Here is a 23938-nt window from a genome sequence, read left to right on the forward strand (position 1 = left end):
CATGCGCGAGCCCTAGTCTCGGGTCATGGCGTTGCGACGGATGTTCCTCCACTGGCTGTTCCCGGCCGCGTTCGTTCTGCCGCTGTGGCTGTTCGTCGGGTGGATCGTCTTCTCGGGAGGCAGCGCGTGGGGCCTGCTCTGGCTCTTCGTCGCGGTTCCGGCCGTCTTCATCTCGCAGCTCGTCCTGACCCTCATGGTGCGAGCGCGGGGGAGTGTGCGCGAGAACCGCGCGGTGTCGTGGCGGGATCTGGCGGGCCTGGGCATCTGGCAGGTCGTGATCGTCGCCCTCGGATTCTTCGACTCCCGGGTCTTCTTCCCGCTGCTCGTGCTGTCGATCGCGGGAGCGCTGGTGTTGTTCTGGTCGTCTCTCGCGCAGCTCTGGAACGAGGCGCGCGGCGCGGTGACGGTGCTGCACACGACCGACGGGACCGCGTACATCCCGCCGCCGCGCGAGAGTCGCGAACAGACACGGGATGCCGAGGTCATCGTCGTTCCGGAGACGCGGCGCCCCGACTGACGTCGTCGCGTGCCCGCGGCGGAGCGCACCGTTTTGGCGGGTCGGCCTGCGCGTGGCAGAATGAACGCTTGTGCCCTGACCGGCTCTGCCTCAGGGGAGTCAGCTGCTTCGGCGGCTTCGGGCACGCCTCACCTTTTTCCCTCTTATCGTGCGATCGACCTGTGGCGGTCGCAGGAAGTGATGATCATGCAGATCCTCGACTCCGTCGACGCGGCTTCGCTCCGCTCCGACATCCCCGTCTTCGGCCCCGGCGACACCGTCAAGGTGCACGTCAACATCACCGAAGGCAACCGCTCGCGCATCCAGGTGTTCCAGGGCGTCGTCATTGGCCGCTCGGGCGACGGCGTGCGCGAGACCTTCTGCGTCCGCAAGGTCAGCTTCCAGGTCGGCGTGGAGCGCACGTTCCCCGTCCACAGCCCCGTGATCGACCACATCGAGGTCGTCACCCGCGGTGACGTGCGTCGCGCCAAGCTGTACTACCTGCGCAGCCTGCGTGGCAAGAAGGCCAAGATCAAGGAGAAGCGCGACCGCTGAGTCCGCTCTCTCGAACGCCCCGTGGGTTTCACCCGCGGGGCGTTCGGCGTTCTCACGGCGTCGTCGGTCACGGGGCGGCTCCTCGATGTGCGACCCTGGTTCCTGCGGTTCGCTCGGTGTGCGTCGAACCCGGTGAAGGAACACATGAGCGACCAGACCGCCTCGACCCCGGATGCCGTGGCATCCCGCTCCGCCGGACGGCGTCGACGCGGATGGGGGGCGTTCTTCCGCGACCTGCTCGTGATCGTGCTGATCGCGCTCGTGGTGTCGTTCCTCGTCAAGACCTTCGTCGTCCGCTCGTTCTACATCCCGTCGGCGTCGATGGAGAACACGCTGCTGATCAAGGACCGCATCCTCGTGGACGAGCTGACCCCGAAGTTCGGTCAGTACTCGCGGGGTGACGTGGTCGTGTTCCGCGACCCCGGTGGATGGCTGCCGCCGAGCCCCACCGAGCAGCGGTCCCCGGTGGTCGAGGGCGCCGACTGGGTGCTGTCGCTCTTCGGGCTGTCGGCTCCCGACAGCGACGATCACCTCATCAAGCGCGTGATCGGCACGGCGGGCGACCACGTCGTCTGCTGCAACGCCCTGGGGCAGACGACGGTCAACGGCGTCCCGCTCGATGAATCGTACGTGCGGCTCGCTCCGGGGGCGACTGCGCCCGAGCCCGTTCCCTACGACATCACGGTTCCCGACGGCTCGCTCTGGGTCCTCGGCGACAACCGCAACAGCTCGCGCGACTCGCGTTTCAACCAGGACCAGCCCGGGCAGGGCTTCGTCCCCGTCGACAACGTCGTGGGACGCGCGTTCCTCATCACGTGGCCGTTCACGCGCTTCGGTCTGATCGACTTCCACCACGAGGTGTTCGCGGGGGTCCCCGCGCCGGGAGCGCAGTGATCGAACCCACCCTCACCCTCGAGCGCCGTCTGCTGAAGGATCATGCGATCGTCATCGCGTGCGACGAGGTCGGGCGCGGGGCCCTCGCGGGGCCGGTGGCGGTCGGCGCCGCGGTCATCGACCCGGCGCGTTCGCGCAAGCGGGTTCCCGCCGGCCTGCGCGACTCCAAGCTCGTTCCCGAGGCGCGACGGCCCGAAGTGGCCGCCCGGGCGGCCGCGTTCGTCCAGCACAGCGCCGTCGGGTGGGCGAGCTCGGTCGAGGTCGATGAGATCGGCATCATCCGGGCTCTGGGTCTCGCGGCCGTCCGCGCGATCGCGGATCTGCGCGCGCACGGCGTCGTGCCCGAAGAGGCCCTCGTCATCCTCGACGGCAACCACGACTACATCACGCCGGCGGGGGAGACGGGGCTGACGGTGCGTCCCATCATCAAGGCCGACCGTGACTGCGCGAGTGCGGCCGCGGCATCCGTCATCGCCAAGGTCGCCCGCGACACCCTCATGACGGGACTGCACGACGATCACCCCGCCTACGGGTGGGCGCGCAACAAGGGCTACGCGAGCCTCGATCACCGCGAGGCGATCACCGCGCACGGAATGAGCGCGCACCACCGGCACTCGTGGGCCATCGCCGCGGCCCCGACGCTCTTCTGACCCCGCTGCGGACACGGCGCCCGAACGCGCCCGGGCGGCTGCACCGTGCGGCCGGGGCGACGGCGCGCGCCTAGGATGAAGAAACCATGGATGACGACGTCTTCGAGGACTACGACCGCGAGCTCGAGCTGGCCCTGTACCGCGAGTACCGCGATGTCGTGCGCCAGTTCACCTACGTGATCGAGACCGAGCGCCGGTTCTATCTCGCGAACGACGTGAACGTCGTGCGGCGCGACACCGAGCACGACTTCTACTTCGAGATCTCGATGACCGACGTGTGGGTGTGGGACATCTACCGCGCCGACCGCTTCGTGAAATCCGTGCGCGTGCTCACCTTCAAGGACGTCAACGTCGAGGAGCTCTCGCGCCACGACTTCCAGTTGCCCGACGAACTCTCGCTCGACAACTGAGGTCCCTCCCCAGTCGGATCTTCCCCCGGGTTGTCCACCGATAGGTCCCTCCGCTCCGCGCGAGGGGGAGGGTGGATGCCACGCTCTCGGGCATGGCAGCGAAAGACGAGCTCGGCAGAGCAGGCGAAGATCGCGCCGTCGCGTACCTGAGGGACGACGGCTACCGCATTCTCACGCGCAACTGGCGGTGCGATCAGGGCGAGATCGACATCGTCGCCGCGCGCGACGACACTCTCGTCGTGGTCGAGGTGAAGACCCGACGCACCGAGGACTACGGCCACCCCTTCGAGGCCATCGACGCCCGGAAGGCGCAGCGGCTCTGGCGCCTCGCCATGGCGTGGTTGGCGGCCCATCCCGAAGAGGCGAGGGGGCGACGCCTCCGGGTCGACGCGATCGGCCTCGTCGGTCCCGATCCCGCGCGGGCGCGCCTCGAGCACCTTGAGGACGCCTTGTGACCCTCGCGCGGACCTGGGCCGTGGCGTTGTCGGGGCTGCACGGCGATCTCGTCGAGGTTGAGGCCGACGTGTCGTCTCAGACCCCGGAGTTCTCGATCATCGGTCTCGCCGACAAGGCCCTGGGCGAAGCCGGTCGGCGCGTGCGGGGCGCGTGCACCAACCGCGGCCTCGACCTGCCCAAGCGTCGGATCACCGTCAACCTGTCGCCCGCGAGCCTGCCGAAGCGCGGATCGGGGTTCGACGTGGCGATCGCCGTGGCCGCCCTCGCGACGTCGGTGCGGATGGATGCCGCCCGCGTCGCGCGGACCGTGCACATCGGCGAACTGGGACTCGACGGACGACTCCGACCCGTTCCCGGGGTCCTGCCGGCGGTCGTGGCCGCGCAGCGCGCCGGTCATCGGCGCGTGGTGGTCCCGGCGGCCAATGCCGCGGAGGCGGGACTCATCGAGGGGATCGAGGTGTTCGCCGCCACGTGCCTCGCCGACGTGGTGAGGTGGCACGGCGGTACGAGCGACGCGCCCGACCTCGAGCCGGTCGAGGCGCCCGCCACCCGTGCAGACGACGAGGAGCAGCTCGACCTCGCCGATGTCGTGGGGCAGGGGGACGCCGTGGATGCCCTCGTCGTCGCCGCGGCGGGCGGGCACCACCTGCTCATGAGCGGCCCGCCGGGCGCGGGCAAGACGATGCTGGCGCGCCGGCTCCCCGGCATCCTTCCGCCCCTCGATGACGAGGCGGCCCTCTCGGTCGCGTCGGTGCGCTCCCTGTCCGGCGAGGCGGTGACTCGGTTGTCGCGCACGCCCCCGTTCGAGAGCCCACACCACGGGGCGACCGCCGCGGCGCTGATCGGGGGAGGCTCCGGCGTGGTGCGTCCGGGTGCCATCGCCCGCGCGAGCGAGGGAGTACTGTTCCTCGACGAGGGCGGCGAGTTCCCGGCCTCCGTTCTCGACGCCCTTCGTCAGCCCCTCGAGAACGGCGTGATCCAGGTGCACCGCTCCGGGGTCTCGGCGACGTACCCCGCGCGGTTCCAGCTCGTGGTGGCCACGAACCCCTGCCCGTGCGGCCAATACGGCGTCCCGGGTGGATCGTGCGAGTGCGCTCCGCAGGCGATACGCCGCTACACGCGGCGCCTCTCGGGCCCGCTTCTCGATCGGATCGACATCGACCTGCGGCTGCAGCGCGTGTCCACCGCCCGGCACGAGTGCAGTTCCCGGACGGTGTCCTCGGAACGCGCGCGCGAGATCGTCGCCGTCGCTCGTGCGCACGCCGCTCGACGGTGGGCCCAGACGCCCTGGAGACGCAACGCCGATGTGCCGGGCACGTGGCTGCGCGGCCCGGCCGCCCCGTCGCCCGAGGTCCTGCGTCCGCTCGACACCGCCCTTCGCCGCGGCGCAGTGACCTTGCGCGGATACGACCGCCTGCTCCGTGTGGCGTGGACGGTTGCCGACATCGCGGGCCACGAACAGCTCCGGTCCGACGATGTGGGCCGCGCCCTCTACCTGCGCCGAGGTGGGGGCGCATGACGCCCTACGAGGTCGACGAGATCGAGGCCGCACGCGCCCTCCGGGGCCTGCGGGACGACGATGACCATGGGGGTGCCGTGGAGGCGTTCGCGCGGGCGGTGTGGAGTGTGCTGACCGAGCCCGGAGACGGGGTCGCCGGGAAACTCATCGCGGAACACGGACCGGTTCGGGCCCTGAGCGTGGCCACGTCCGCGGGGCGTGAGGATCTCGGGGCGGCGCGTGCCCGGTGGCTGCCCCGGCTCCATCCCGACGCGATCGCGGCAGCGCTCGACGCCGCGCGGCGGTCGGGAACCTCGCTCGTCGTTCCGGGAGACGCCTCGTGGCCCGCCCGCCTCGACGATCTGGGGGAGCACGCGCCGGTCGTCCTCTGGCGCCGCGGAGCCGGCATCGAGGACGATTCCCCCACGGTCGCCCTCGTGGGCGCGCGAGCTTCGACGGCGTACGGGGAGGGGGTCGCGGCGGATCTCGCCGCCGACCTGACGGCGGCCGGTGTGATCGTCGTCTCGGGGGCGGCGTACGGGATCGACGGGGCCGCTCATCGGGCGGCGCTGTCGACGGGCGGATCGACGGTCGCGTTCCTCGCCGGCGGCGTCGATCGGGCGTACCCGCGCGGTCACGAAGGTCTCCTTGCCCGGATCGCGGGAGCCGGCGCGGTCTGGAGCGAGACGCCCTGCGGGACGACGCCCACCAAGTGGCGCTTCCTCGCGCGCAACCGGTTGATCGCCGCGATCGCGGACGCCGTCGTGGTCGTCGAGGCGGGGTGGCGCAGCGGCTCGCTCAACACCGCCGCGCACGCCGCGAGCCTCGGCCGCGCCCTCGGCGCGGTGCCCGGTCCCGTCACCAGCGCGGCGTCGGCGGGGTGCCACCGTATCCTCCGCGAGTACGGCGGAGTCTGCGTGACGGGCGCTGCCGACGTGCTCGAGATGGTCGGCGCGGGAGGACCCGGCGAGCACGGCGCCACCGATCGCACCGACGACATCACCCGACTACTCGACGCCCTCTCGGCGCGCTCCGGTCGGTCGACGCGGGAGGTCGCCCGCCGAAGCGGGATGTCGAGCGAGGAGGCCGGGGTGCTCCTCGGCTTCGCGGAGCTCGAGGGGAGGGTCGTCCGCGACAGCGAGGGGCTGTGGACGTCCGCCGGTCGGGGGGACGGGCGATCTCCGCGATGAGGGAAACGCCGTTCGGCGCGCGTCGTCGCGCACGCGCGGCCGGCCTGCGGGCACTCTGGGGGGATGCAGTTGTCGGAGGCCGTCGCGGGATATCTCTCCCACCTGTCCGACGTGCGCCGACTCTCTCCGGCGACGGTGCGGGCCTACCGCGCGGATCTCGCGGACCTGATCCTGTGGGTCGGCGATCGCCCCCTGGGCGAGGTCGGCGTGGAGGATCTGCGCGAATGGCAGTGGCAGTCGGCCAAGTCGGGGCAGTCCAAGGCGACCGCCGCGCGTCGCGCGTCGACGGTACGGGGGCTGTTCGCCTGGGCCGTCGAGGAAGAGCTGGTCGGGGTGGACCCCGCGCGGAGGCTGGTGTCTCCGAAGCGCGGGCGCACCCTCCCCGCCGTCGCGACCACCGACGCGCTCGACGACGTCCTGACCGCGGCGGCCGAGCGCGCGGCGAGTGGCGATGCCGTGGCGCTCCGAGACCACGCCCTCCTGGAGGTGCTCTACGGATCGGGCGCGCGGGTCTCCGAGGTGTGCGGTCTCGACCTCGACGACATCGATCACGATCGACGCACCCTGTTCCTGCGCGGCAAGGGCGGCAAGGACCGCGTCGTGCCGTTCGGACTCCCCGCCGCTCGCGCGCTGCAGGCCTACCTGGTGCGGGCCCGTCCCGTCCTGCAGGCACGCCGGGTCGAGGCATCCGCATCTCTCGCATCCGGGTCGCGCCACGACGGAAGGGGGAGCGGCTCCCGCATTCCCGCCCGCGAAGCCGGGGGTGCGACGCGCCCGCACGAGCGCGCCGTGTTCCTGGGGGCGAAGGGCTCGCGTCTCGGGCCGAGGGCCGTGCACGCCCTCGTGTCGAGAACCGTGGCGCCGAGTGTGGGGGCGGACGTGCTCGGGCCGCACGCTCTGCGGCACTCGGCCGCGACCCATCTGCTCGACGGGGGCGCCGATCTGCGCTCCGTGCAGGAGATCCTCGGCCACGCGAGTCTGGGCACCACGCAGATCTACACCCATGTCTCCGCCGAGCGCCTCCGCGAGGCCTACCGACTCGCGCACCCGCGCGCTTGAGGGGTCGGCGCGGGCGACCCGGGTGGCGCAGCGCCTCGTGCCGAGGAGCCCGTCCTCGGCCAGCGCTCCGGCAGGCCGCGCGGCTCACCTCGCCGTCGGGTTCTCGCCGGGCGGCCCGTGAAGTGTCCCGTATGCGTGCGCATGCGCGCCGGACCCCCTAGCGTGGAACCGTGATCTCCCGCCGCCTGGTGCCCGCCGCGATCGGCGTCGTCGCGCTCGTCGGGGTGCTCAGCGGGTGCAGCCTCGCCCCGGAGCCGGTCGAAACCCGTCTTCCTCCCGGGCTCGTCGCCTCGAGCCCTCCGCCCACGGTCGCCGTGCCCTCGCCCTCCGTCGTCACAACGTCTCCCGCGCCGGTCTCGTCGACGGGCCCGTCGACTCCCGCCGCAGGATCCGGCACCGACGCCGTCTCGTGCGGCGACGGGGGAAGCCAGACCGTCTCGGGGGCCGAGCAGAGCGTCCGCATCGTCGGAACGTGCGCCGAGCTCACCGTCTCGGGGTCGGCCCTCACCGTCGACGCCTCGGGGGCCTCGATCGGTACCCTCCGCATCTCCGGCGACCGCGCCCGCATCGACGCCGGCTCGATCAATGCCCTCATCCTGCAGGGCAATGACGGCTCGGTCCGTTCCTCGGGGGCGATCGGCAGCGCCGACCTGAGCGGCGATCGGTCCTCGATCCAGGCGGGCGGTGCGATCTCGGCCGTCACGGTCCGCGGGCAGGACAACATCGTGAGCGCCACGGGCGGCATCGGCACCCAGACCGTCGAGGGCCGCGGCAACCGGATCGGATGAGCGGGCCCGCCGAGTCACCTCTCGCAGCAGGGCAGCAGCACCGCTCGCGGGACGCCGCCCAGCAGGCGCAGCGGATTCACGTACTCACCGTTCCACCGCACCCCGAAGTGGACGGTCGCGGGGCCGGCGTGCCCACCGGCGGCCACCCGCCCCACCGGTGACGCGCGCGCGACGACCGCACCTACATCCAGGTCGGTGACCACGGGTTCCAGCGTCGTCACGAGGCCGTCGCCGTGGTCGATGGTCACGATGTCGCGCCCGGCTACGGCCCCCACGAAGGCGACGCGGCCGTCCGCGGGGGACCGGACCGAATCTCCCGCGAGATCGAGCCCGCGGTGACCCGGACCGTACACGTGAGCAGGGGCGACGAACGGCCGCACCACCCGGGCCGGAATCGCGGGCCACACCCAGGCGAGGTCGCCGAGCGGGTCGCCGTCGGACGCTTCGGCGGGCGACGATACGAGGAGCGTCGCCGTCAGAAGGGCGAGAGTGACGAGGCGGGCGGATGCCGGGATCATCAGCGAAGTCTTCTCTCCCCGGGTCCGCGCCGAGCGCGGTGGAGGCGAGACGGGGGAGAGTTCGCGCCCGCACGCGGGTGGGGAGGAGCAGTCCTGTATGCTGGAGGACGCATCTCGCATGTCGGGATGACTCCGCGTGCCCACAGCGCATCGCGCCGCCCTCCGGGGCAGCGCACCGCGTGGCATCCACACCCCCTGGTCCTCCGCTTCGGCGGATGGCGGGTGTGCGCCGGGTACCAGGCTCGTCAGACGGATCGTCTGGCGCGAACAACCACAACCACGGCGCGAAAGCGCCCAGAAACAGGAGTACGACCATGGCCGTCGTCACCATCCGCCAGCTGCTCGACAGCGGCGTTCACTTCGGACACCAGACCCGCCGGTGGAACCCGAAGGTGAAGCGCTTCATCCTTACCGAGCGCTCGGGCATCCACATCATCGACCTCCAGCAGTCGCTCGGCTACATCGACAAGGCGTACGAGTTCGTCAAGGAGACCGTCGCGCACGGCGGCACCATCCTCTTCGTCGGCACCAAGAAGCAGGCGCAGGAAGTCCTCGCCGAGCAGGCGACCCGCGTGGGCCAGCCCTACGTCAACCAGCGCTGGCTCGGTGGCCTTCTCACCAACTTCCAGACGGTGTCGAAGCGCCTCGCCCGCATGAAGGAGCTCGAGGAGCTCGACTACGAGAACCCGGCCGAGAGCGGCTTCACCAAGAAGGAGCTCCTTCTCAAGAAGCGCGAGCTCGACAAGCTGCACAAGTCGCTCGGTGGAATCCGCAACCTGCAGAAGACCCCCTCGGCGATCTGGGTCGTCGACGCCAAGCGCGAGCACCTCGCGGTCGACGAGGCCAAGAAGCTCGGCATCCCCGTGATCGGCATCCTCGACACGAACGCAGACCCCGACGAGTTCCAGTACCCGATCCCCGGTAACGACGACGCGATCCGCTCGGTGAGCCTGCTCACGCGCATCATCGCCGACGCCGCCGCCGAGGGCCTCATCCAGCGCCACCAGCCCGCCGGTGAAGAAGAGGCCGCCGAGCCCCTCGCCGAGTGGGAGCGCGAGCTGCTCGAGACCCCCGCCGAGTCGACCGACGCCCCCGCGGCCGAGTCGACCGACGAGGCTCCCGCCGCTGAGTCGACCGAGGCTTCGGCCGGCGAGTCGACCGAGGCCGTCGAGACCGAGGCCACTGACGCCGAGGCCACCGACAGCAAGTAAGCCGCGAGGCGTTCCGTTCTCCTCCGCGTGAACGGCCCGCTACCCGCACAGGCTACGATCCGGCGGGGTCGTGACAGCCCCCTCTTCGGAGGGTGGCGACACGGCCCCGCCGGGCTCACATCTAGAACGCAAACGACAAGGAGACGCCACACCATGGCAAACTTCACGATCGCCGACATCAAGGCGCTGCGCGAGCAGCTCGGCACGGGCATGGTCGACACCAAGAAGGCGCTCGAAGAGGCTGACGGCGACGTCGAGAAGGCCGTCGAGATCCTGCGCCTCAAGGGCGCGAAGGGCAACGCCAAGCGCGCCGACCGTTCGACCAGCGAGGGCCTCGTCGCCGCCCGCGAGAACAACGGTTCCGTCACGCTTCTCGAGCTCGCCTGCGAGACCGACTTCGTCGCCAAGAACGAGCGCTTCATCGCTCTGGCCGACAAGGTCGTCGACGCAGCCGCCGCCGCCGGTGCCGACTCGGTCGAGGCCGCCCTGGCCGCCGACGCCGACGGCAAGACCGTCGAGCAGCTCATCTCGGACGAGGCCGCGATCATCGGCGAGAAGGTCGAGCTCCGTCGCGTGCGCACCATCTCGGGCGACAAGTTCGAGGTCTACCTGCACAAGACCAGCAAGGACCTGCCCCCGCAGGTCGGCGTCGTCCTCGCCTACTCGGGCGATGACGCCGAGACCGCTCGCTCGATCGCGCAGCACATCTCGTTCGCCAACCCCTCGTACCTCACCCGCGACGCCGTCCCCGAGGCCGACGTCGAGAAGGAGCGCGAGATCGTCACCGAGATCTCCCGCAACGAGGGCAAGCCCGAGGCTGCGCTGCCGAAGATCGTGGAGGGTCGCGTGAACGCGTTCTTCAAGCAGGTCTCGCTGCTCGACCAGGACTACGCGAAGGACAACAAGCTGTCCGTCGCCAAGGTCGCGTCCGACGCCGGTCTCACGCTGACCGACTTCGCCCGCTTCAAGGTCGGCGCGTAACCCTTCGACAGGCTCAGGGCCCGTCATGAGGCCCGGGATGCCACGGCATCCCGGGCCTTTTCCCTGCCCGCGTCCCATATCGGTTCCTGCGTATCGGTCGCGGGTGCGGGGGGATAGTTTGTTCAAGACGAGAGGACATCACACGTGATCGATGAAGCCACCAAGCGCCGCCGAGTTCTGCTGAAGCTGTCGGGGGAGGCGTTCGGCGGCGGCCAACTGGGCGTGAATCCCGACGTCGTGGGCCAGATCGCCCGTGAGATCGCCGAGGCCGTCGACCGCGTCGACATCGCCATCGTCGTCGGCGGGGGCAACTTCTTCCGCGGCGCCGAGCTCAGCCAGCGCGGCATGGACCGCGGGCGGGCCGACTACATGGGAATGCTCGGCACCGTGATGAACTCCCTCGCGCTGCAGGACTTCCTCGAGCAGGCGGGGGCCGCCACGCGCGTGCAGTCCGCCATCTCGATGACCCAGGTCGCGGAGCCCTACATTCCGCGTCGTGCTGTCCGTCACCTCGAGAAGGGTCGCGTCGTGATCTTCGGCGCCGGCGCCGGACTGCCGTACTTCTCCACCGACACCGTCGCCGCCCAGCGCGCGCTCGAGATCGGAGCGACCGAGGTCCTCGTCGCGAAGAACGGCGTCGACGGGGTCTACACGGCCGACCCGAACGTGGATCCGACGGCCACGAAGCTCGACCACGTCACCTACAACGACGCCCTGCAGAAGGGTCTGAAGGTCGTGGACTCCACGGCGTTCAGCCTCTGCATGGACAACGGAATGGATATGCGCGTGTTCGGCATGGAGCCGGCCGGAAACGTCACCCGGGCCCTTCTCGGCGAGACGATGGGCACCCTCGTCACCGCATGACGCGCCGCGCGGGCCCGGGGAGCCGGGCCCGCGCGCGACTAGACTGAACAGTCAGTCCCAACGAATGGAGTCACCGTGATTTCCGATGTCCTCGCCGATGCCGGAGCGCGTATGGATCGCGCCGTGGAGGCCGCCAAGGAAGACTTCGCGACGGTCCGTACCGGACGCGCGAACCCCCAGATGTTCCAGAAGGTGCTGGTCGACTACTACGGCTCGCCCACCCCGCTGGCTCAGCTCGCCTCGCTGAACAACCCCGAGGCGCGCACTCTCGTCATCAACCCGTACGACAAGTCGGCGCTGAAGGCGATCGAGCAGGCGATCCGCGACATGCCGAACCTCGGGGTGAACCCGACGAACGACGGCAACATCGTCCGCGTCACCATGCCCGAGCTCACGCAGGACCGCCGCAAGGAGTACGTCAAGATCGTGCGCGGCAAGGGCGAGGACGCCAAGGTGCAGGTCCGCAACCTGCGCCGCAAGGCCAAGGACGACCTCGACGCGCTGAAGAGCGACGTCGGCGAGGACGAGCTGGTCCGCGCCGAGAAGGAGCTCGACACCGTCACGCGCACGCACGTCGACCTCATCGACGAGGCGCTCAAGCGCAAAGAGGCTGAGCTCCTCGAGGTCTGACCCCCATGCCCGACGCTCCCGAGATCGGCGACAGCGAGCCGGTCGATCCGTCCGCCTCGTCGCGCCGGGCCGATTCAGCGCGCCGTTCGCCGACCACGGGTGAAGGGGTGACCGCGATCGAGTCGCAGCTGCGCGCGATGCGGTCGGACGCCGATCAGCGGATCGCGCACGCCCGCGCCGAGTTCGACCAGGCGAACGAGCGGATCAAGCAGCGCACGGGGCGCGACCTCATCGTGGCGACCCTGATCGGGGTCGGCATCGGCGTGATCGTCATTGCCTCGCTGATCTTCGTCAAATGGCTGTTCGTCCTGTTCGCGGCCGCCGCGATGGTGCTGGGCGTCCTCGAGTTCTCGCGCGCCCTCCAGGTGGCCGGGCGTCGCGTCGATGTGGTCCCGCAGCTCGTCATGGGGTTCCTGCTCCTGCTGAGCGGGTTCTTCCTGGGCCCGTGGGTGCACTGGATCGCCACCCTCGTCGCCGTCGTCGTCGTGATCGTCTGGCGCCTGACGGCCCAGATGTTCGCGTCCGACGGTCGCGCTCACATCGAGGTGATCGGCGACGTCCTCGTCGCGAGCTTCGTGCAGCTGTACGTGCCCTTCCTGACGAGTGTCGCGATGATCCTCCTCGCGCAGCCCCGCGGGGAGTGGTGGGTGCTCGCGTTCCTCATCCTGGCGGTGGCGGCCGACACCGGCGCGTACGTCTCGGGCTTGACGTTCGGCCGGGGTGGTCGGCATCCGATGGCCCCCCGCATCAGCCCCAAGAAGACCTGGGAGGGCTTCGCGGGAGCGTGCGTCGCGGCGCTCGTGGCGGGCGCGCTCCTGGCCGCCTTCATGCTGCAGGTGCCGTGGTGGGCCGGTCTCATCTTCGGGGCCGTGGTCCTCGCGACCGCGACCGTGGGCGACCTCGGGGAGTCGATGCTCAAGCGGGACCTGGGCATCAAGGACATGAGTTCGTGGCTTCCGGGTCACGGGGGAGTGCTCGACCGCCTCGACTCGATCCTGCCGTCGGCGACCGCCGCCCTGGTGATGTTCTATCTGCTGTCCCCCCTGGGAGTGTCATGACCGAGACGCCGATCCACGACACCGTGGCCGCGACGCCGTTCCCCACGACCTCGGGTCGCACCAAGGGGTACGAGAAGCGCGCGGTCGACGTCTTCCTGGCCCGCGCGCGCGAAGCGTTCGAAGCCGACGAGGTCGGGGCCCTGCGTTCCTCCGAGGTTCGCGCCGCCGCCTTCCCGCTCGTCAAAGGCGGCTACAAGGTGGAGGCCGTGGACGCCGCTCTCGGCCGTGTCGAGGACGCCTTCGCCGCGCGCGAGCGCGAGCACGCCCTGTCGCGTCTCGGCGCCCGCGCGTGGGTCGCCGAGACCCGGGACACGGCGCAGGTGGTGCTCGACCGTCTTCGTCGCCCGCGGGGTTCGCGCTTCGACCGTGTCGGCCTCCTGCGCTACGGCTACCGGGTCGACGAGGTGGACGTCGTCGCCGATCGCGTGGCCCGCTACCTCGCGGCGGGTGATCCGGTGACACCCGATCAGGTGCGTTCGGTCGCGTTCCGCATGCAGCGCGGGGGATACCGCGAGACCCAGGTCGACGCCGTCCTCGACGCCGTCGTCGAAGTGATGCTCGCGGTCGGATGACCCCGACGCGTGGCATCCGGCCTCGGGCGTCGGTAGAATCGAGCGCACTGTGACTTCTGGTTCGGAACTTTCGCGCGCATCCACGTCCCGTGTCGCCCGCCGGGGCGCCTCGGTCGACGTGGTCCCGCCGTCTCTCCCGCACCGTTCCAGCCCCCGCTGGTCGCGTCGTCGCGGTGTGGTCGGCGTCTTCGGGGCTGCGGCCGCGGTCTTGTTCGTCGGTGCATACGTCGGCCCGATGGGCGCCTCGCTGCTGCCGGCCCAGGCCGAGGAGCCGCACACGGTCACCCTGTACGCCGAGGGTCTCGGCGACACGCAGGCCGTGTCGACCTCGGGCGAGAAGCAGGCGCCGCAGCTCGACCGGGCCAGCTACAACGTCTACGTCAAGCCGAAGCCCACGCCCACCCCGACGCCGACGCCGTCCCGCGAGAAGGACTCCGGCTCCGGCTCGTCCTCGGGCAACGCCGGTCCCATGCTCTACACCGGTGGTGGCGCTCCCGCCGAGTGGATGGCCGCTGCCGGCATCTCCGAATCCGACATGGGCTTCGTGGACTACATCGTCAGTCGCGAGAGCGGTTGGAACCCGAACGCGACGAACCGCTCGTCCGGCGCCTGCGGCCTCGTGCAGGCCCTGCCGTGCAGCAAGGTCCCCGGCAACGGCTACGACCCGGTCGACAATCTGCGCTGGGGAACCGGCTACGCCACCGGGCGTTACGGCGGATGGGCCGGCGCCTACGCGTTCTGGTCCGCCAACCACTGGTGGTGAGCGGCATCCATGCCCCGCTCCCGTAAACGGCGCCCGGACTCCTCCCGAGGCGACGAGTCGCTCGATCGTCTGATCGCCGGGTGGAAGCGCACCGAGGTCAAGCGCGGCGGGGAGTGGACGGTGCAGCCCATCTCGGGCCCACAGGCGGTCAAGGACTACCTGTGCCCCGGGTGCGGTCGGACCGTGGAGGCCGGAACCGCTCACGTGGTGGTCTGGCGCGCCGACGGCGTCCTCGGGGACGCAGCCGATCTCGCCGCCCGTCGTCATTGGCACACGCACTGTTGGAGGATCGCCTGATGGAGATTCGCGGACCCGTTCTTCTGCCCGCCCGTCGCGAGGACGTCGAACTGCGCACCGTCGACGAGCTGACCCTGGTGGGCGAGCTGGCGCTGCCGGCCGATCGCGACCCGGTCGCCACCCTCGTCACGCTTCACCCCCTGCCCACGGCGGGCGGTTTCATGGACTCGCACATTCTGCGCAAAGCGGCGGGCCGGTTGCCGGCGCTGGCCGACCTCGCGGTGCTGCGTTTCAACACGCGGGGAACGACGTCTCCGCGCGGGACCAGCGACGGGGCATTCGACGGGGGTGCGAACGAGTGCTTCGACGTCGCGGCCGCCGTCGATTTCGTCCGTGAGCGCGGTCTTCCGCGGCCGTGGCTCGTCGGCTGGTCGTTCGGCACCGAGCTGGCGCTGAAGTACGGTCGCGATCACGACATCGAGGGCGTCATCCTGCTCTCGCCCCCGCTGCACCGCGCGACGGCCGAAGAGGTCGCCGCCTGGGCGGGCGACGAGCGCCGCATGGTCGTGCTCGTCCCCGAGTTCGACGACTACCTGCGTCCCGACGAGGCCCGCGAGCGGTTCTCGTCGGTACCGGATGCCACGCTCATCGCGGTCGAGGGCGGCAAGCACCTGTGGGTCGGCGAGACGCAGACCCGTCGCGTGCTCACCGAGATCGTCGCGGCGGTCAACCCGGACGCCCTGCCGCTCCCCGTGGAGTGGGACGGCGAGATCGCGGGCTGAACCCGCGCGCCGGGGCTCCTGAGTCGCCCCCGGGTGTTCGCGGAGGGGCTCAGCGTTCGTTCTGCCGCGGGATGATCACCTCGCGGTAGATGATGAGGATGCTCGCGGCGACCGGGATGGCGATGAGCGCGCCGAGCAGGTTCAACAGGGCGCCGCCGGCCAAGGCCGAGATCACGACGACGGATCCCGGCACCGAGACCGCGCGGTTCATGATGCGCGGCGAGATCACGTACGCCTCGATCTGCATGTACACGAGGTAGTAGATCGCGGCGGCGAGGATCGCCCACGTGGGGGTGCCGAGGCCCGGGATGAGGCACGTCAGCACGATGATCGTCGACCCCGTGAGGGTGCCCACCAGGGGGATGAGCGAGAAGAAGAAGGCGATGACCGCCAGCACGGCCGGGAACGGCGCGTTGATGATCGACAGGAAGATGGCGCTCAGGACGCCGTTGATGACTCCGAGACTGACCTGCCCCATGACGTAGTAGCCCACGGAGTCGGTGATCTTCTCGGCCAGCTCGATGAATCGGGCGCGCTTCGAGGCCGGGACCAGCTGGTAGACGGCCGACTTCAGCGAGGGAGTGGATGCCGTGAAGTAGATCGTGAGGATCAGCACGATGAACGCGCCGCCCAGGCCGGCCGCGACGGCGCCGCCGATGGTGAGGAGGCTGTTGCCGATCATCGTGGAGATGCTGCCGACGTCGAGCGTGGAGAACCAGTGCTGGATCCCCGCCCACACCTCGTCGATCTTCAGCCAGGGGAGGGTCTGCGACACCCAGGCCTGCACGTCGGTGACGATCTCGTTCCACCGACCGGGCTGTAGCAGCTGCTCGATCTGGGACACCAGCTGGGCGATCTGGCTCACGATGATCGGGACGACCATGAAGATGATCCCGGCGAAGACGCCGAGCACCGCCAGGATCGTCACCAGCACCGCCGCCCAGCGGGGGAGACCTCGACGCTCGAGGAACGACACGACGGGGTCGAGGCCGAGAGACAGGAACAACGCCGTGCCCACGTACAGCAGGATCGTCGACAGGTTCTGGACGCTGCCGATGAGCAGCAGGCCGACTCCGACGCCGAGCGTGGCGAGCAGAGCCACCCGGAAGGGATTGTGAATCTTCATGCCGAACGACTCCCGCATCAGCCGGGCTGACGTGCCCGTGTCGTCAGGATACTGAGCGGATGGCCCGACCGAGCGCGCGACGGGCCTCGCCGAGAACTTTCAGGCGCCCTCGGATAGTCTGAAATGTCGATTCGGTGGCGCCCGAGCCACCGGTGGGGATGGTGTGAAGCGTGAGATTCGTCTGGGCCGTGGTGGCATTCGTCATCGCTGCCGCCATGATCGGTGCCGGTATCGCCCAAAGGACCGTGTTCCACGGCCCTTCGGAGACCTCGGCCAACGTGCAGACCGACGGCTCGACGGCGTTCACGCTGATCGACGGCGCAGTGCTGACGAGCGTCCCCGGGGCGCAGACCCTGCGCGTCCAAGGCGATGGGGCGGTGTTCGTCTCGTACGGACGCACCGCCGACGTCACCGCGTGGCTCGCCGACGTCCCCTACACCGCGGTGACCCTCGACGGCGCCGGCACCGTCCAGACCTCCGAGGTCGCGCCGACGGTCACCCCCGCCTCGGGCGCCGCCACCACCGGACGATCGCCCGTGGACTCCGACCTCTGGCTCGACGAGTTCGAACAGACCGGATCGCTGTCGACCACTCTGCAGCTCCCGTCCGACATGAGCGTGCTCGTCGCCTCCGACGGAACGGCCCCCGCCCCCTCGACCGTCAGCCTCACCTGGCCGATCGACGACTCCACGCCGTGGGCCGGTCCGCTCATCGTCGGCGGCGGAATCGTCCTTCTGGCCGGTCTGGTGCTCTACCTGCTCGGCATCCGCCACGTCCGTCGTCAGCGTCGTCCGCGCCGCAAGGGGCTGCCCCTTCCGGTCACCGAGCCGATTTCGACGGTCGACGCGGATGCCGAGAGCAAAGGCGTCGTGAGCCAGAGCCCCGGTCGCCGCGGAGGGTCGCGAGTCCGTGGGGCCCTGCGCGGTCGCCGCGCTCTGGTCGCCGTCCCCGCGCTGGGCGTGTCGATCGCTCTGCTGGCGGGATGCTCGGCTGACGCGTGGCCGCAGCTCGCGGCGACCGAGTCGCCGAGCCCCACTCCGACGGTGATCGTCCCGGAGGGGCAGTTCCCGCCGGCGGTCACCGAGGCGCAGGCGCAGCGCATTGTGGCGAAGGTCTCGTCGACCGTCGCGCAGGCCGATGCCTCGCTCGACGGGAACGTCGTCGCCGAGCGGCTGTCGGGCCCGGCTCTCGCGGAGCGGCAGACCAACTACAAGCTGCGCGCCGCGATCCCCGACCGACCCGCCCTGCCCGCGATCCCGGCGGAGCCCGTGCAGATCGTGCTGCCGCAGACCACGGGAACGTGGCCGCGCACCCTCATGACGGTGGTGGAGTCGGCGGATGCCGCGACCCCCACGACCACGATCATGATGATGACGCAGCAGACGCCGTGGGAGGAGTACAAGGCCTCGTACGTCGGCAACCTCGAGGCCTCGACGAACCTTCCCGAGCTCGCGGCGCCCTACGTCGGTGCCACGCAGGTTCCGCCGGACTCGTCCTTCCTCGTCATGGCGCCCGAGAAGGTGGCCGCCGCCTACGCGGATGTCATCAACAACGGCCAGAACAGCGCCTCGTTCGCGAAGTTCGACACGGCGAACGACCTGCTGCTCTCGGCGATCCAGGACAACAAGACCAAGCGCACCGACGAACTCAACCAGACCGGTGCGGGAACGGCGGAGATCAGCTTCTCGGCCTCCGCGGGAGCCGCGACCCCCATCGCGCTGGCGACGCTCGACACCGGTGCGATCGTCGCGGTCAACGTGTACGAGAGCGACACCGCGAAGCCCACCAACAAGGACGCCGTGATCAAGCTGGACAACAATCCGGCGGTCAAGGCCCTGACCGGTGTCGACCAGTCGGCGACAGGCTTCACCACGACATACTCCGACCAGGTGTTCTTCTACGTGCCCAGCCAGGGCTCCGACGATCAGATCCGCCTGCTCGGCTACCGATCCAGCCTCCTCGAAGCGAAGGTGTCCCCGTGAGCACTCCCGCCCCCGGTTCCGTGATGCGCGGTGCCGTCGACCTCTCGTCGTTGCGCAACCGTCCCCAGCCGCCGGCGGCACCCGCCTCCGGCGCCCCCGCGACGCCCCCGCGCCCCGCCGGCGCGCTGCCCCTGGTCTTCGACGTGACCGATGAGACGTTCGGTGAGGTCCTCGAGCTCTCGCGCACGGTCCCGGTCGTCATCGATCTGTGGGCCGAGTGGTGCGGGCCGTGCAAGCAGCTGAGCCCCGTGCTCGAGAAGGTGGTCACCGAGCTCGCCGGCCGCCTGGTGCTCGCCAAGGTCGACGTCGACGCGAACCCGCAGCTCGCGCAGGGCTTCCGCGCGCAGTCGATCCCCATGGTGCTCGCGCTCGTGGCGGGTCAGCCGGTGCCCCTGTTCACCGGAGCCGTCCCCGAGCAGCAGGTGCGCGACGTGTTCGCCCAGCTTCTGCAGCTCGCCGCTCAGCACGGCGTAACCGGTACCGTCCCGGTCGAGGGCGCCCCCTCCGCCGATGCCCCCGCCGCGGAGCCCGAGCTGCCCCCGCTGCACGCAGAGGCGTTCGCCGCGATCGAAGAGGGCGACTACGCCCGCGCCATCACCGCCTACGAGAAGGCCCTCGCCGAGAACCCGCGCGACGCCGACGCGCGCGCCGGTCTCGGACAGGTGCGTCTGCTGGACCGCGTCCAGGACGCCGACCTCCAGGCGGCCCGTGCCGCGGCGGCCGCCGACCCGACGGGGCTCGAGGCACAGTTCCTCGTCGCGGATCTCGACGTCGTGGGCGGGCATGTCGACGACGCCTTCGGCCGTCTGCTCGACCTCTTCGCCGCGCTTCCCGGGGATGAGCGCGCCCCGGTGCGCGAGCGTCTGCTCGAGCTCTTCGGCCTCGTCGGCGACGAGGACGCGCGGGTGATCCGCGCCCGCTCGCGACTGGCCTCGTTGCTCTTCTGAGCCCGGACATCGCACGGCCCCGTCCTCCCCAGGGGGGACGGGGCCGTCGTCGTTTGCGCGTGTGTCAGACCCGTGGATCCGGCGCGGATCACCCCGCGCAGGGGCCGAGACGCCCGGGGTCAGCTCCCCGAACGGTGGTGGAGCCACAGCACCCCGAGAGGGGGAAGGGTCAGCGTCGCGCTTCCGCGACCATCCGTCTGTACCGCACCGAAGTTGCCCTGCCCTGAGCCGCCGAAGGCCTCGGCGTCGCTGTTGAGGATCTCGGTCCAGGTGCCCGATTCGGGCAGGTCGAGGGGGTAATCGGTCAGCGGAACGCCCGAGAAGTTGCACACCACGGCGATCGTGTTGCCGTGGTGATCGCGACGGGCGAAGGCGAGGACGTTCGTGTTCCAGGCCGGGGCACCGAGGCGCGAGAATGCCGCGCCGTCGTGATCACGCGCCCACAGGGCCGCCTGATCCTTGTAGACGCGGTTCAGCTCGGCCACGAAGGAGTGCAGCTGCGCATGCGAGGGCTGGTCGAGCATCCACCAGTCGATGCTGCGCGACTCCGACCACTCGGACATCTGCCCGAACTCCTGGCCCATGAACAGCAGTTGCTTGCCGGGGTGCCCCCACATGTACGCCAGGAACGCGCGCATATTGGCGAGCTTCTGCCAGTGGTCGCCCGGCATGCGACCGAAGAGGCTGCCCTTGCCGTGCACGACCTCGTCGTGGCTGATCGGCAGGACGAAGTTCTCACTGAACGAGTACACGAACGAGAACGACAGCTCACCCTCGTGGTGCGAGCGGTACATGGGATCGCGCCCGATGTACTGCAGCGAGTCGTTCATCCAGCCCATGTTCCACTTGAAGCCGAAACCGAGGCCCGCGTGCGAGGTGGGCGCCGTGACGCCGGGGAAGCTCGTCGACTCCTCGGCGATCAAGGCGATACCGGGGTAGCGCTTGTACGAGGTCGCGTTCACCTCCTGCAGGAACCGGATCGCCTCGAGGTTCTCGCGACCGCCGAACTGGTTCGGCGCCCACTCGCCCTCGTTGCGCGAGTAATCGAGGTAGAGCATGGAGGCGACGGCATCCACTCGCAGACCGTCGACGTGGAACTCCTCGAACCAGTACAGCGCGTTCGCGACGAGGAAGTTGCGCACCTCGTTGCGGCCGTAGTCGAAGATGAGCGTGCCCCAGTCCTTGTGCTCGCCGCGACGGGGGTCCGGGTGCTCGTACAGGGCCTCGCCGTCGAAGCGGGCGAGCGCGAAGTCGTCCTTGGGGAAGTGGCCGGGGACCCAGTCCATGATCACGCCGATGCCGGCCTGGTGCAGACGGTCGATGAGGTAGCGCAGGTCGTCCGGCGAGCCGAAACGGCTCGTCGGGGCGTAGTAACCCGACACCTGGTACCCCCACGAGCCGCCGAAGGGGTGCTCGGCCAGCGGGAGGAACTCGACGTGGGTGAACCCCTGCGCGCCGACGTAGTCGATGATCTCGTCGGCCGCGTCGCGGTACGACAGCCCCTGCTTCCAGGAACCGAGGTGGAGTTCGTAGATCGACATCGGGCGGTCGATCGGCGCGGTGCGCGAGCGCTCGTCGATCCACTCGTCGTCCGCCCACGCGTAGGTCGAATCGGTGACCACGGATGCCGTGGCGGGAGGAACCTCGGCGAGTCGCGCCATGGGATCCGCCTTCTCGATCCACTGGCCGGCGCGGGTGAGGATCTCAAACTTGTAGCGCGTGCCGACTCCGATCCCGGGGACGAACAGTTCCCAGACGCCGCTGCCGCCCATCGACCGCATGGCGTGGCCGGCGCCGTCCCACCCGTTGAAGTCTCCGATGACGCGCAGGGCGCGCGCATCGGGAGCCCAGACGGTGAACGCGGTGCCCGTCGACCCGTCGAGTTCGCGCACGTGTGCACCGAGGATGCGCCAGAGCTCTTCATGACGCCCCTCGGCGATCAGGTGCAGGTCGAGCTCGCCGACGGACGGCGCGTGGCGGTACCCGTCGTCGGAGACGTGCTCCGAACCGTCGTACGACGCGCGCACCGTGTAGGCGCCAGGGTAGGCCGCGACGGGCGCCTCCCAGATCCCCCCGCGGACGTGCTCGAGGGCGACCGAGGTGCCGTCGGCCAGTTCGGCGACCACCTCGCGGGCAAGGGGCCGGCGCGAACGGATGACCCATCCCTCGCCGGTCTCGTGCACGCCGAGCACGCTGTGCGGGTCATGGTGGGCGCCGTGGGCCACGGCATCCAAGATCTCGGAGGGAAGGGAGGTCATCGGTTCTCCTTGACGTGCAGGATGTGCACCGGCTCGACGAAGGCGTCGAGGCGCACGAAGTTGTGGTCGGCCCAGGTCCAGACCTGTCCGGTGACGAGATCCTCGACCTCGTACGTGGCGCCGGGTTCGATGCCGAAGACCGTGGTGTCGAGGTGGACGGTCGTCTCACGGGCGGAGTGCGGGTCGACGTTCGCGACCACGATGATCGTGTCGCTGCGACCATCGGGCGAGAGGGCGGCGTCGAGGTGCTTGGAGTACACGAGGATGCTGTCGTCGTCGCTCCAGTGCACGCTGAGGTTGCGCAACTGCCCGAGCGCCGGATGCGCGCGCCGCGCGCCGTTCAGCATGCGCAGGTACGGCGCGAGCGAGTCACCCGCGGCTTCGGCGGCGGCCCAGTCGCGGAACTTGTACTCGTACTTCTCGTTGTCGATGTTCTCTTCGGACCCCGGGCGCGCGACGTTCTCGTACAGCTCGTAGCCCGCGTAGACGCCGTAGGTGGGAGCCGCGGTCGCCGCGATGGCGGCGCGGATCTTGTACGCCGGTCGCCCGCCGAACTGGAGGTACTCGGTGAGGATGTCAGGGGTGTTGACGAAGAGGTTCGGGCGGAGGAAGTCGTCGGTCTCGTGGGCCAGACCGGTGAGGAACTCCTCGAGCTCGTCTTTCGTGTTGCGCCACGTGAAGTAGGTGTAGCTTTGCTGGAACCCCGCCATGGCCAGGCCCTGCAGCGGCGCGGGGCGCGTGAAGGCCTCGGCCAGGAACACCGCGTCGGGCTCCTCGGCGCTGACGGTCGCGATGAGCCACTCCCAGAATTGCAGGGGCTTGGTGTGCGGGTTGTCCACGCGGAAGATCGTGACCCCCTGCGCGATCCAATGGCGGACGATGCGCAGCACCTCGGCGCGGATGCCCTCGGGGTCGTTGTCGAAGTTGACCGGGTAGATGTCCTGGTACTTCTTCGGGGGGTTCTCGGCGAAGGCGATCGAGCCGTCGGGAAGGGTGGTGAACCACTCCGGGTGCTCGGCGACCCACGGGTGATCGGGCGAGGCCTGCAGCGCGAGGTCGAGTGCCACCTCGATGTCGTTCTCGCGCGCGGTCCGCACGAAGGCGCGGAAGTCCTCGAGAGTGCCGAGGTCGGGGTGGACGGTGTCGTGCCCGCCTGCCGCGCCCCCGATGGCCCACGGCGAGCCGGGGTCTCCGGGCTCGGTGACGAGGGTGTTGTTCGGCCCCTTGCGGTTGGTCTGGCCGATGGGGTGGATCGGCGGCAGGTACAGCACGTCGAAGCCCATTCCGGCGACGGCCGGGAGCCGCTCGGCGGCGGTGCGGAACGTGCCGCTGACGATCGAGCCGTCCTCCGCTCGTCGTGCCCCTTCGGACCGGGGGAAGAACTCGTACCAGGCGCCGGCGCCGGCGCGCTCTCGTTCGACGAGCAGCTCGGCATCCCGCCCGACAGAGACCAGGCCCATCATGGGGCGGGCCTCGAACAGCGCCGCGATCTCGGGGTCGCGGACGATCTGGAGCGCGGTGTCGTCGTGCACGTCGGGATCGCGCAGGGCGCGGGCGGCGTCGTACAGGCGGTCCTTGTCGGTGCCGGGCCGCTTCTTCTCGCCGCGCGCCCGATCGAAGAGCTGCGCGCCCATCTCTCGCATGAGGGCGACATCGACGCCCGCCGCGATCTTGACCTCGGCGGCGTGCTCCCACGTCGCGAAGTCGTCGGCGAAGGATTCGAAACGGAACCGCCAGACGCCCTGCTCGAGCGGAGCGACGAGCGTCGACCAGCGATCGAAGCCGTCGTTGAGGGGACTCAGGCGGTGCAGCGATTCGTCGCCGGACGGCGAGAACAGGCGCACCTGCACGCCGATGCGGTCGTGGCCCTCGCGGAACGCCGTCACCGTGAACGGCACGGCCTCACCGACGTACGCGGAGGGGCGGAATCTGCCGCCGGGCACGCTCGGGTGCGGGAGCGCCAGCGGGATGCGCGGGGTGACCACGCTGCGCGAGGTGGGCGTCGGCTTGACC

At 70.3% G+C, this 23938-nt stretch carries 25 protein-coding genes; 21 read left to right on the forward strand and 4 right to left on the reverse strand.

Annotated elements, in window-relative coordinates; genetic code table 11:
• Positions 1–25 precede the first annotated feature (25 nt).
• From ASE56_RS13965 to ASE56_RS14010, 10 genes are all read left to right on the forward strand, one after another.
• Positions 26–517 (forward strand): hypothetical protein, encoded by a 492-nt coding sequence (locus ASE56_RS13965; protein ID WP_056230901.1) that lies wholly within the window; start codon positions 26–28, stop codon positions 515–517.
• Between the two features lie 186 nt (positions 518–703).
• Complete coding sequence (gene rplS, locus ASE56_RS13970) at positions 704–1051, forward strand: 50S ribosomal protein L19 (RefSeq protein WP_056232294.1); 348 nt, start codon at positions 704–706, stop codon at positions 1049–1051.
• Positions 1052–1195: 144 nt separating this feature from the next.
• Positions 1196–1945: a signal peptidase I gene (lepB, locus tag ASE56_RS13975; protein ID WP_056232298.1), complete on the forward strand. Its 750-nt coding sequence runs from the start codon at positions 1196–1198 to the stop codon at positions 1943–1945.
• Positions 1942–2595, forward strand: a complete 654-nt coding sequence (locus ASE56_RS13980; RefSeq protein ID WP_056230902.1) for a ribonuclease HII — start codon at positions 1942–1944, stop codon at positions 2593–2595. Before lepB ends, ASE56_RS13980 begins: the two co-directional genes overlap by 4 nt.
• Before the next feature lie 86 nt (positions 2596–2681).
• Complete coding sequence (locus ASE56_RS13985; protein ID WP_055836674.1) at positions 2682–3005, forward strand: DUF2469 family protein; 324 nt, start codon at positions 2682–2684, stop codon at positions 3003–3005.
• 92 nt (positions 3006–3097) lie between these two features.
• A complete protein-coding gene (locus tag ASE56_RS13990) occupies positions 3098–3460 on the forward strand; it encodes a YraN family protein (protein WP_056232302.1) in 363 nt (120 codons plus the stop codon).
• The gene (locus ASE56_RS13995) at positions 3457–4980 is read left to right on the forward strand and encodes a YifB family Mg chelatase-like AAA ATPase (RefSeq protein WP_056230904.1); all 1524 of its coding nucleotides are present in this window, start codon (positions 3457–3459) and stop codon (positions 4978–4980) included. The genes ASE56_RS13990 and ASE56_RS13995 overlap by 4 nt, the downstream gene beginning before the upstream one ends.
• The gene (gene dprA, locus ASE56_RS14000; RefSeq protein WP_056230906.1) at positions 4977–6149 is read left to right on the forward strand and encodes a DNA-processing protein DprA; all 1173 of its coding nucleotides are present in this window, start codon (positions 4977–4979) and stop codon (positions 6147–6149) included. Before ASE56_RS13995 ends, dprA begins: the two co-directional genes overlap by 4 nt.
• A gap of 63 nt (positions 6150–6212) precedes the next feature.
• Positions 6213–7208, forward strand: coding sequence for a tyrosine recombinase XerC (locus tag ASE56_RS14005; protein WP_056230908.1), 996 nt, complete (start codon positions 6213–6215; stop codon positions 7206–7208).
• Between the two features lie 170 nt (positions 7209–7378).
• Entirely contained in the window at positions 7379–7996 is a 618-nt protein-coding gene (locus tag ASE56_RS14010; RefSeq protein WP_056230910.1) for a DUF3060 domain-containing protein, read from the forward strand.
• 14 nt (positions 7997–8010) lie between these two features.
• On the opposite strand, the gene ASE56_RS14015 is transcribed toward ASE56_RS14010, so the two are convergent.
• Positions 8011–8514 (reverse strand): murein hydrolase activator EnvC, encoded by a 504-nt coding sequence (locus tag ASE56_RS14015; RefSeq protein WP_056230913.1) that lies wholly within the window; start codon positions 8512–8514, stop codon positions 8011–8013.
• A 314-nt stretch (positions 8515–8828) separates the two neighbouring features.
• Here ASE56_RS14015 and rpsB point away from each other — a divergent pair, with 314 nt between their 5' ends.
• From rpsB to ASE56_RS14060, 9 genes are all read left to right on the forward strand, one after another.
• Positions 8829–9725 (forward strand): 30S ribosomal protein S2, encoded by an 897-nt coding sequence (gene rpsB, locus ASE56_RS14020; protein ID WP_056230916.1) that lies wholly within the window; start codon positions 8829–8831, stop codon positions 9723–9725.
• A gap of 153 nt (positions 9726–9878) precedes the next feature.
• Positions 9879–10706 carry a translation elongation factor Ts gene (tsf, locus tag ASE56_RS14025; protein ID WP_056230918.1) on the forward strand — a complete coding sequence of 276 codons (828 nt, stop codon included), beginning with the start codon at positions 9879–9881 and terminating at the stop codon, positions 10704–10706.
• A 144-nt stretch (positions 10707–10850) separates the two neighbouring features.
• Positions 10851–11570, forward strand: a complete 720-nt coding sequence (gene pyrH / locus ASE56_RS14030) for a UMP kinase (protein ID WP_056230920.1) — start codon at positions 10851–10853, stop codon at positions 11568–11570.
• A 75-nt stretch (positions 11571–11645) separates the two neighbouring features.
• Entirely contained in the window at positions 11646–12200 is a 555-nt protein-coding gene (gene frr / locus ASE56_RS14035; RefSeq protein WP_056230923.1) for a ribosome recycling factor, read from the forward strand.
• A 5-nt stretch (positions 12201–12205) separates the two neighbouring features.
• Positions 12206–13258 (forward strand): phosphatidate cytidylyltransferase, encoded by a 1053-nt coding sequence (locus tag ASE56_RS14040; RefSeq protein ID WP_056230926.1) that lies wholly within the window; start codon positions 12206–12208, stop codon positions 13256–13258.
• Positions 13255–13830: a DivIVA domain-containing protein gene (locus ASE56_RS14045; protein WP_056230928.1), complete on the forward strand. Its 576-nt coding sequence runs from the start codon at positions 13255–13257 to the stop codon at positions 13828–13830. Before ASE56_RS14040 ends, ASE56_RS14045 begins: the two co-directional genes overlap by 4 nt.
• A gap of 49 nt (positions 13831–13879) precedes the next feature.
• A complete protein-coding gene (locus tag ASE56_RS14050; protein WP_074695091.1) occupies positions 13880–14593 on the forward strand; it encodes a transglycosylase SLT domain-containing protein in 714 nt (237 codons plus the stop codon).
• A gap of 9 nt (positions 14594–14602) precedes the next feature.
• Positions 14603–14890, forward strand: a complete 288-nt coding sequence (locus ASE56_RS14055; RefSeq protein ID WP_056230930.1) for a hypothetical protein — start codon at positions 14603–14605, stop codon at positions 14888–14890.
• Entirely contained in the window at positions 14890–15612 is a 723-nt protein-coding gene (locus ASE56_RS14060; RefSeq protein ID WP_056230932.1) for an alpha/beta hydrolase, read from the forward strand. The genes ASE56_RS14055 and ASE56_RS14060 overlap by 1 nt, the downstream gene beginning before the upstream one ends.
• 49 nt (positions 15613–15661) lie before the next feature.
• Here the strand turns inward: ASE56_RS14060 and ASE56_RS14065 are convergent, their stop codons facing one another.
• Positions 15662–16738: an AI-2E family transporter gene (locus ASE56_RS14065; RefSeq protein ID WP_056232310.1), complete on the reverse strand. Its 1077-nt coding sequence runs from the start codon at positions 16736–16738 to the stop codon at positions 15662–15664.
• A gap of 170 nt (positions 16739–16908) precedes the next feature.
• Between ASE56_RS14065 and ASE56_RS14070 the strand changes: the two genes are divergently transcribed.
• Both ASE56_RS14070 and ASE56_RS14075 read left to right on the forward strand, forming a co-directional pair.
• On the forward strand, positions 16909–18720 hold the full coding sequence (locus tag ASE56_RS14070; RefSeq protein ID WP_056230933.1) for a hypothetical protein: 1812 nt from the start codon (positions 16909–16911) through the stop codon (positions 18718–18720).
• Positions 18717–19667, forward strand: a complete 951-nt coding sequence (locus ASE56_RS14075) for a tetratricopeptide repeat protein (protein WP_056230936.1) — start codon at positions 18717–18719, stop codon at positions 19665–19667. The genes ASE56_RS14070 and ASE56_RS14075 overlap by 4 nt, the downstream gene beginning before the upstream one ends.
• A gap of 119 nt (positions 19668–19786) precedes the next feature.
• On the opposite strand, the gene glgB is transcribed toward ASE56_RS14075, so the two are convergent.
• Positions 19787–21925, reverse strand: coding sequence for a 1,4-alpha-glucan branching protein GlgB (glgB, locus tag ASE56_RS14080; RefSeq protein WP_056230939.1), 2139 nt, complete (start codon positions 21923–21925; stop codon positions 19787–19789).
• A complete protein-coding gene (locus ASE56_RS14085; protein ID WP_056232312.1) occupies positions 21922–23889 on the reverse strand; it encodes an alpha-1,4-glucan--maltose-1-phosphate maltosyltransferase in 1968 nt (655 codons plus the stop codon). The genes glgB and ASE56_RS14085 overlap by 4 nt, the downstream gene beginning before the upstream one ends.
• Positions 23890–23938: the final 49 nt, after the last annotated feature.

The sequence above is a fragment of the Microbacterium sp. Leaf203 genome (genome assembly GCF_001421275.1).
In the GTDB taxonomy this organism is placed as follows: Bacteria; Actinomycetota; Actinomycetes; order Actinomycetales; family Microbacteriaceae; genus Microbacterium; species Microbacterium testaceum_A.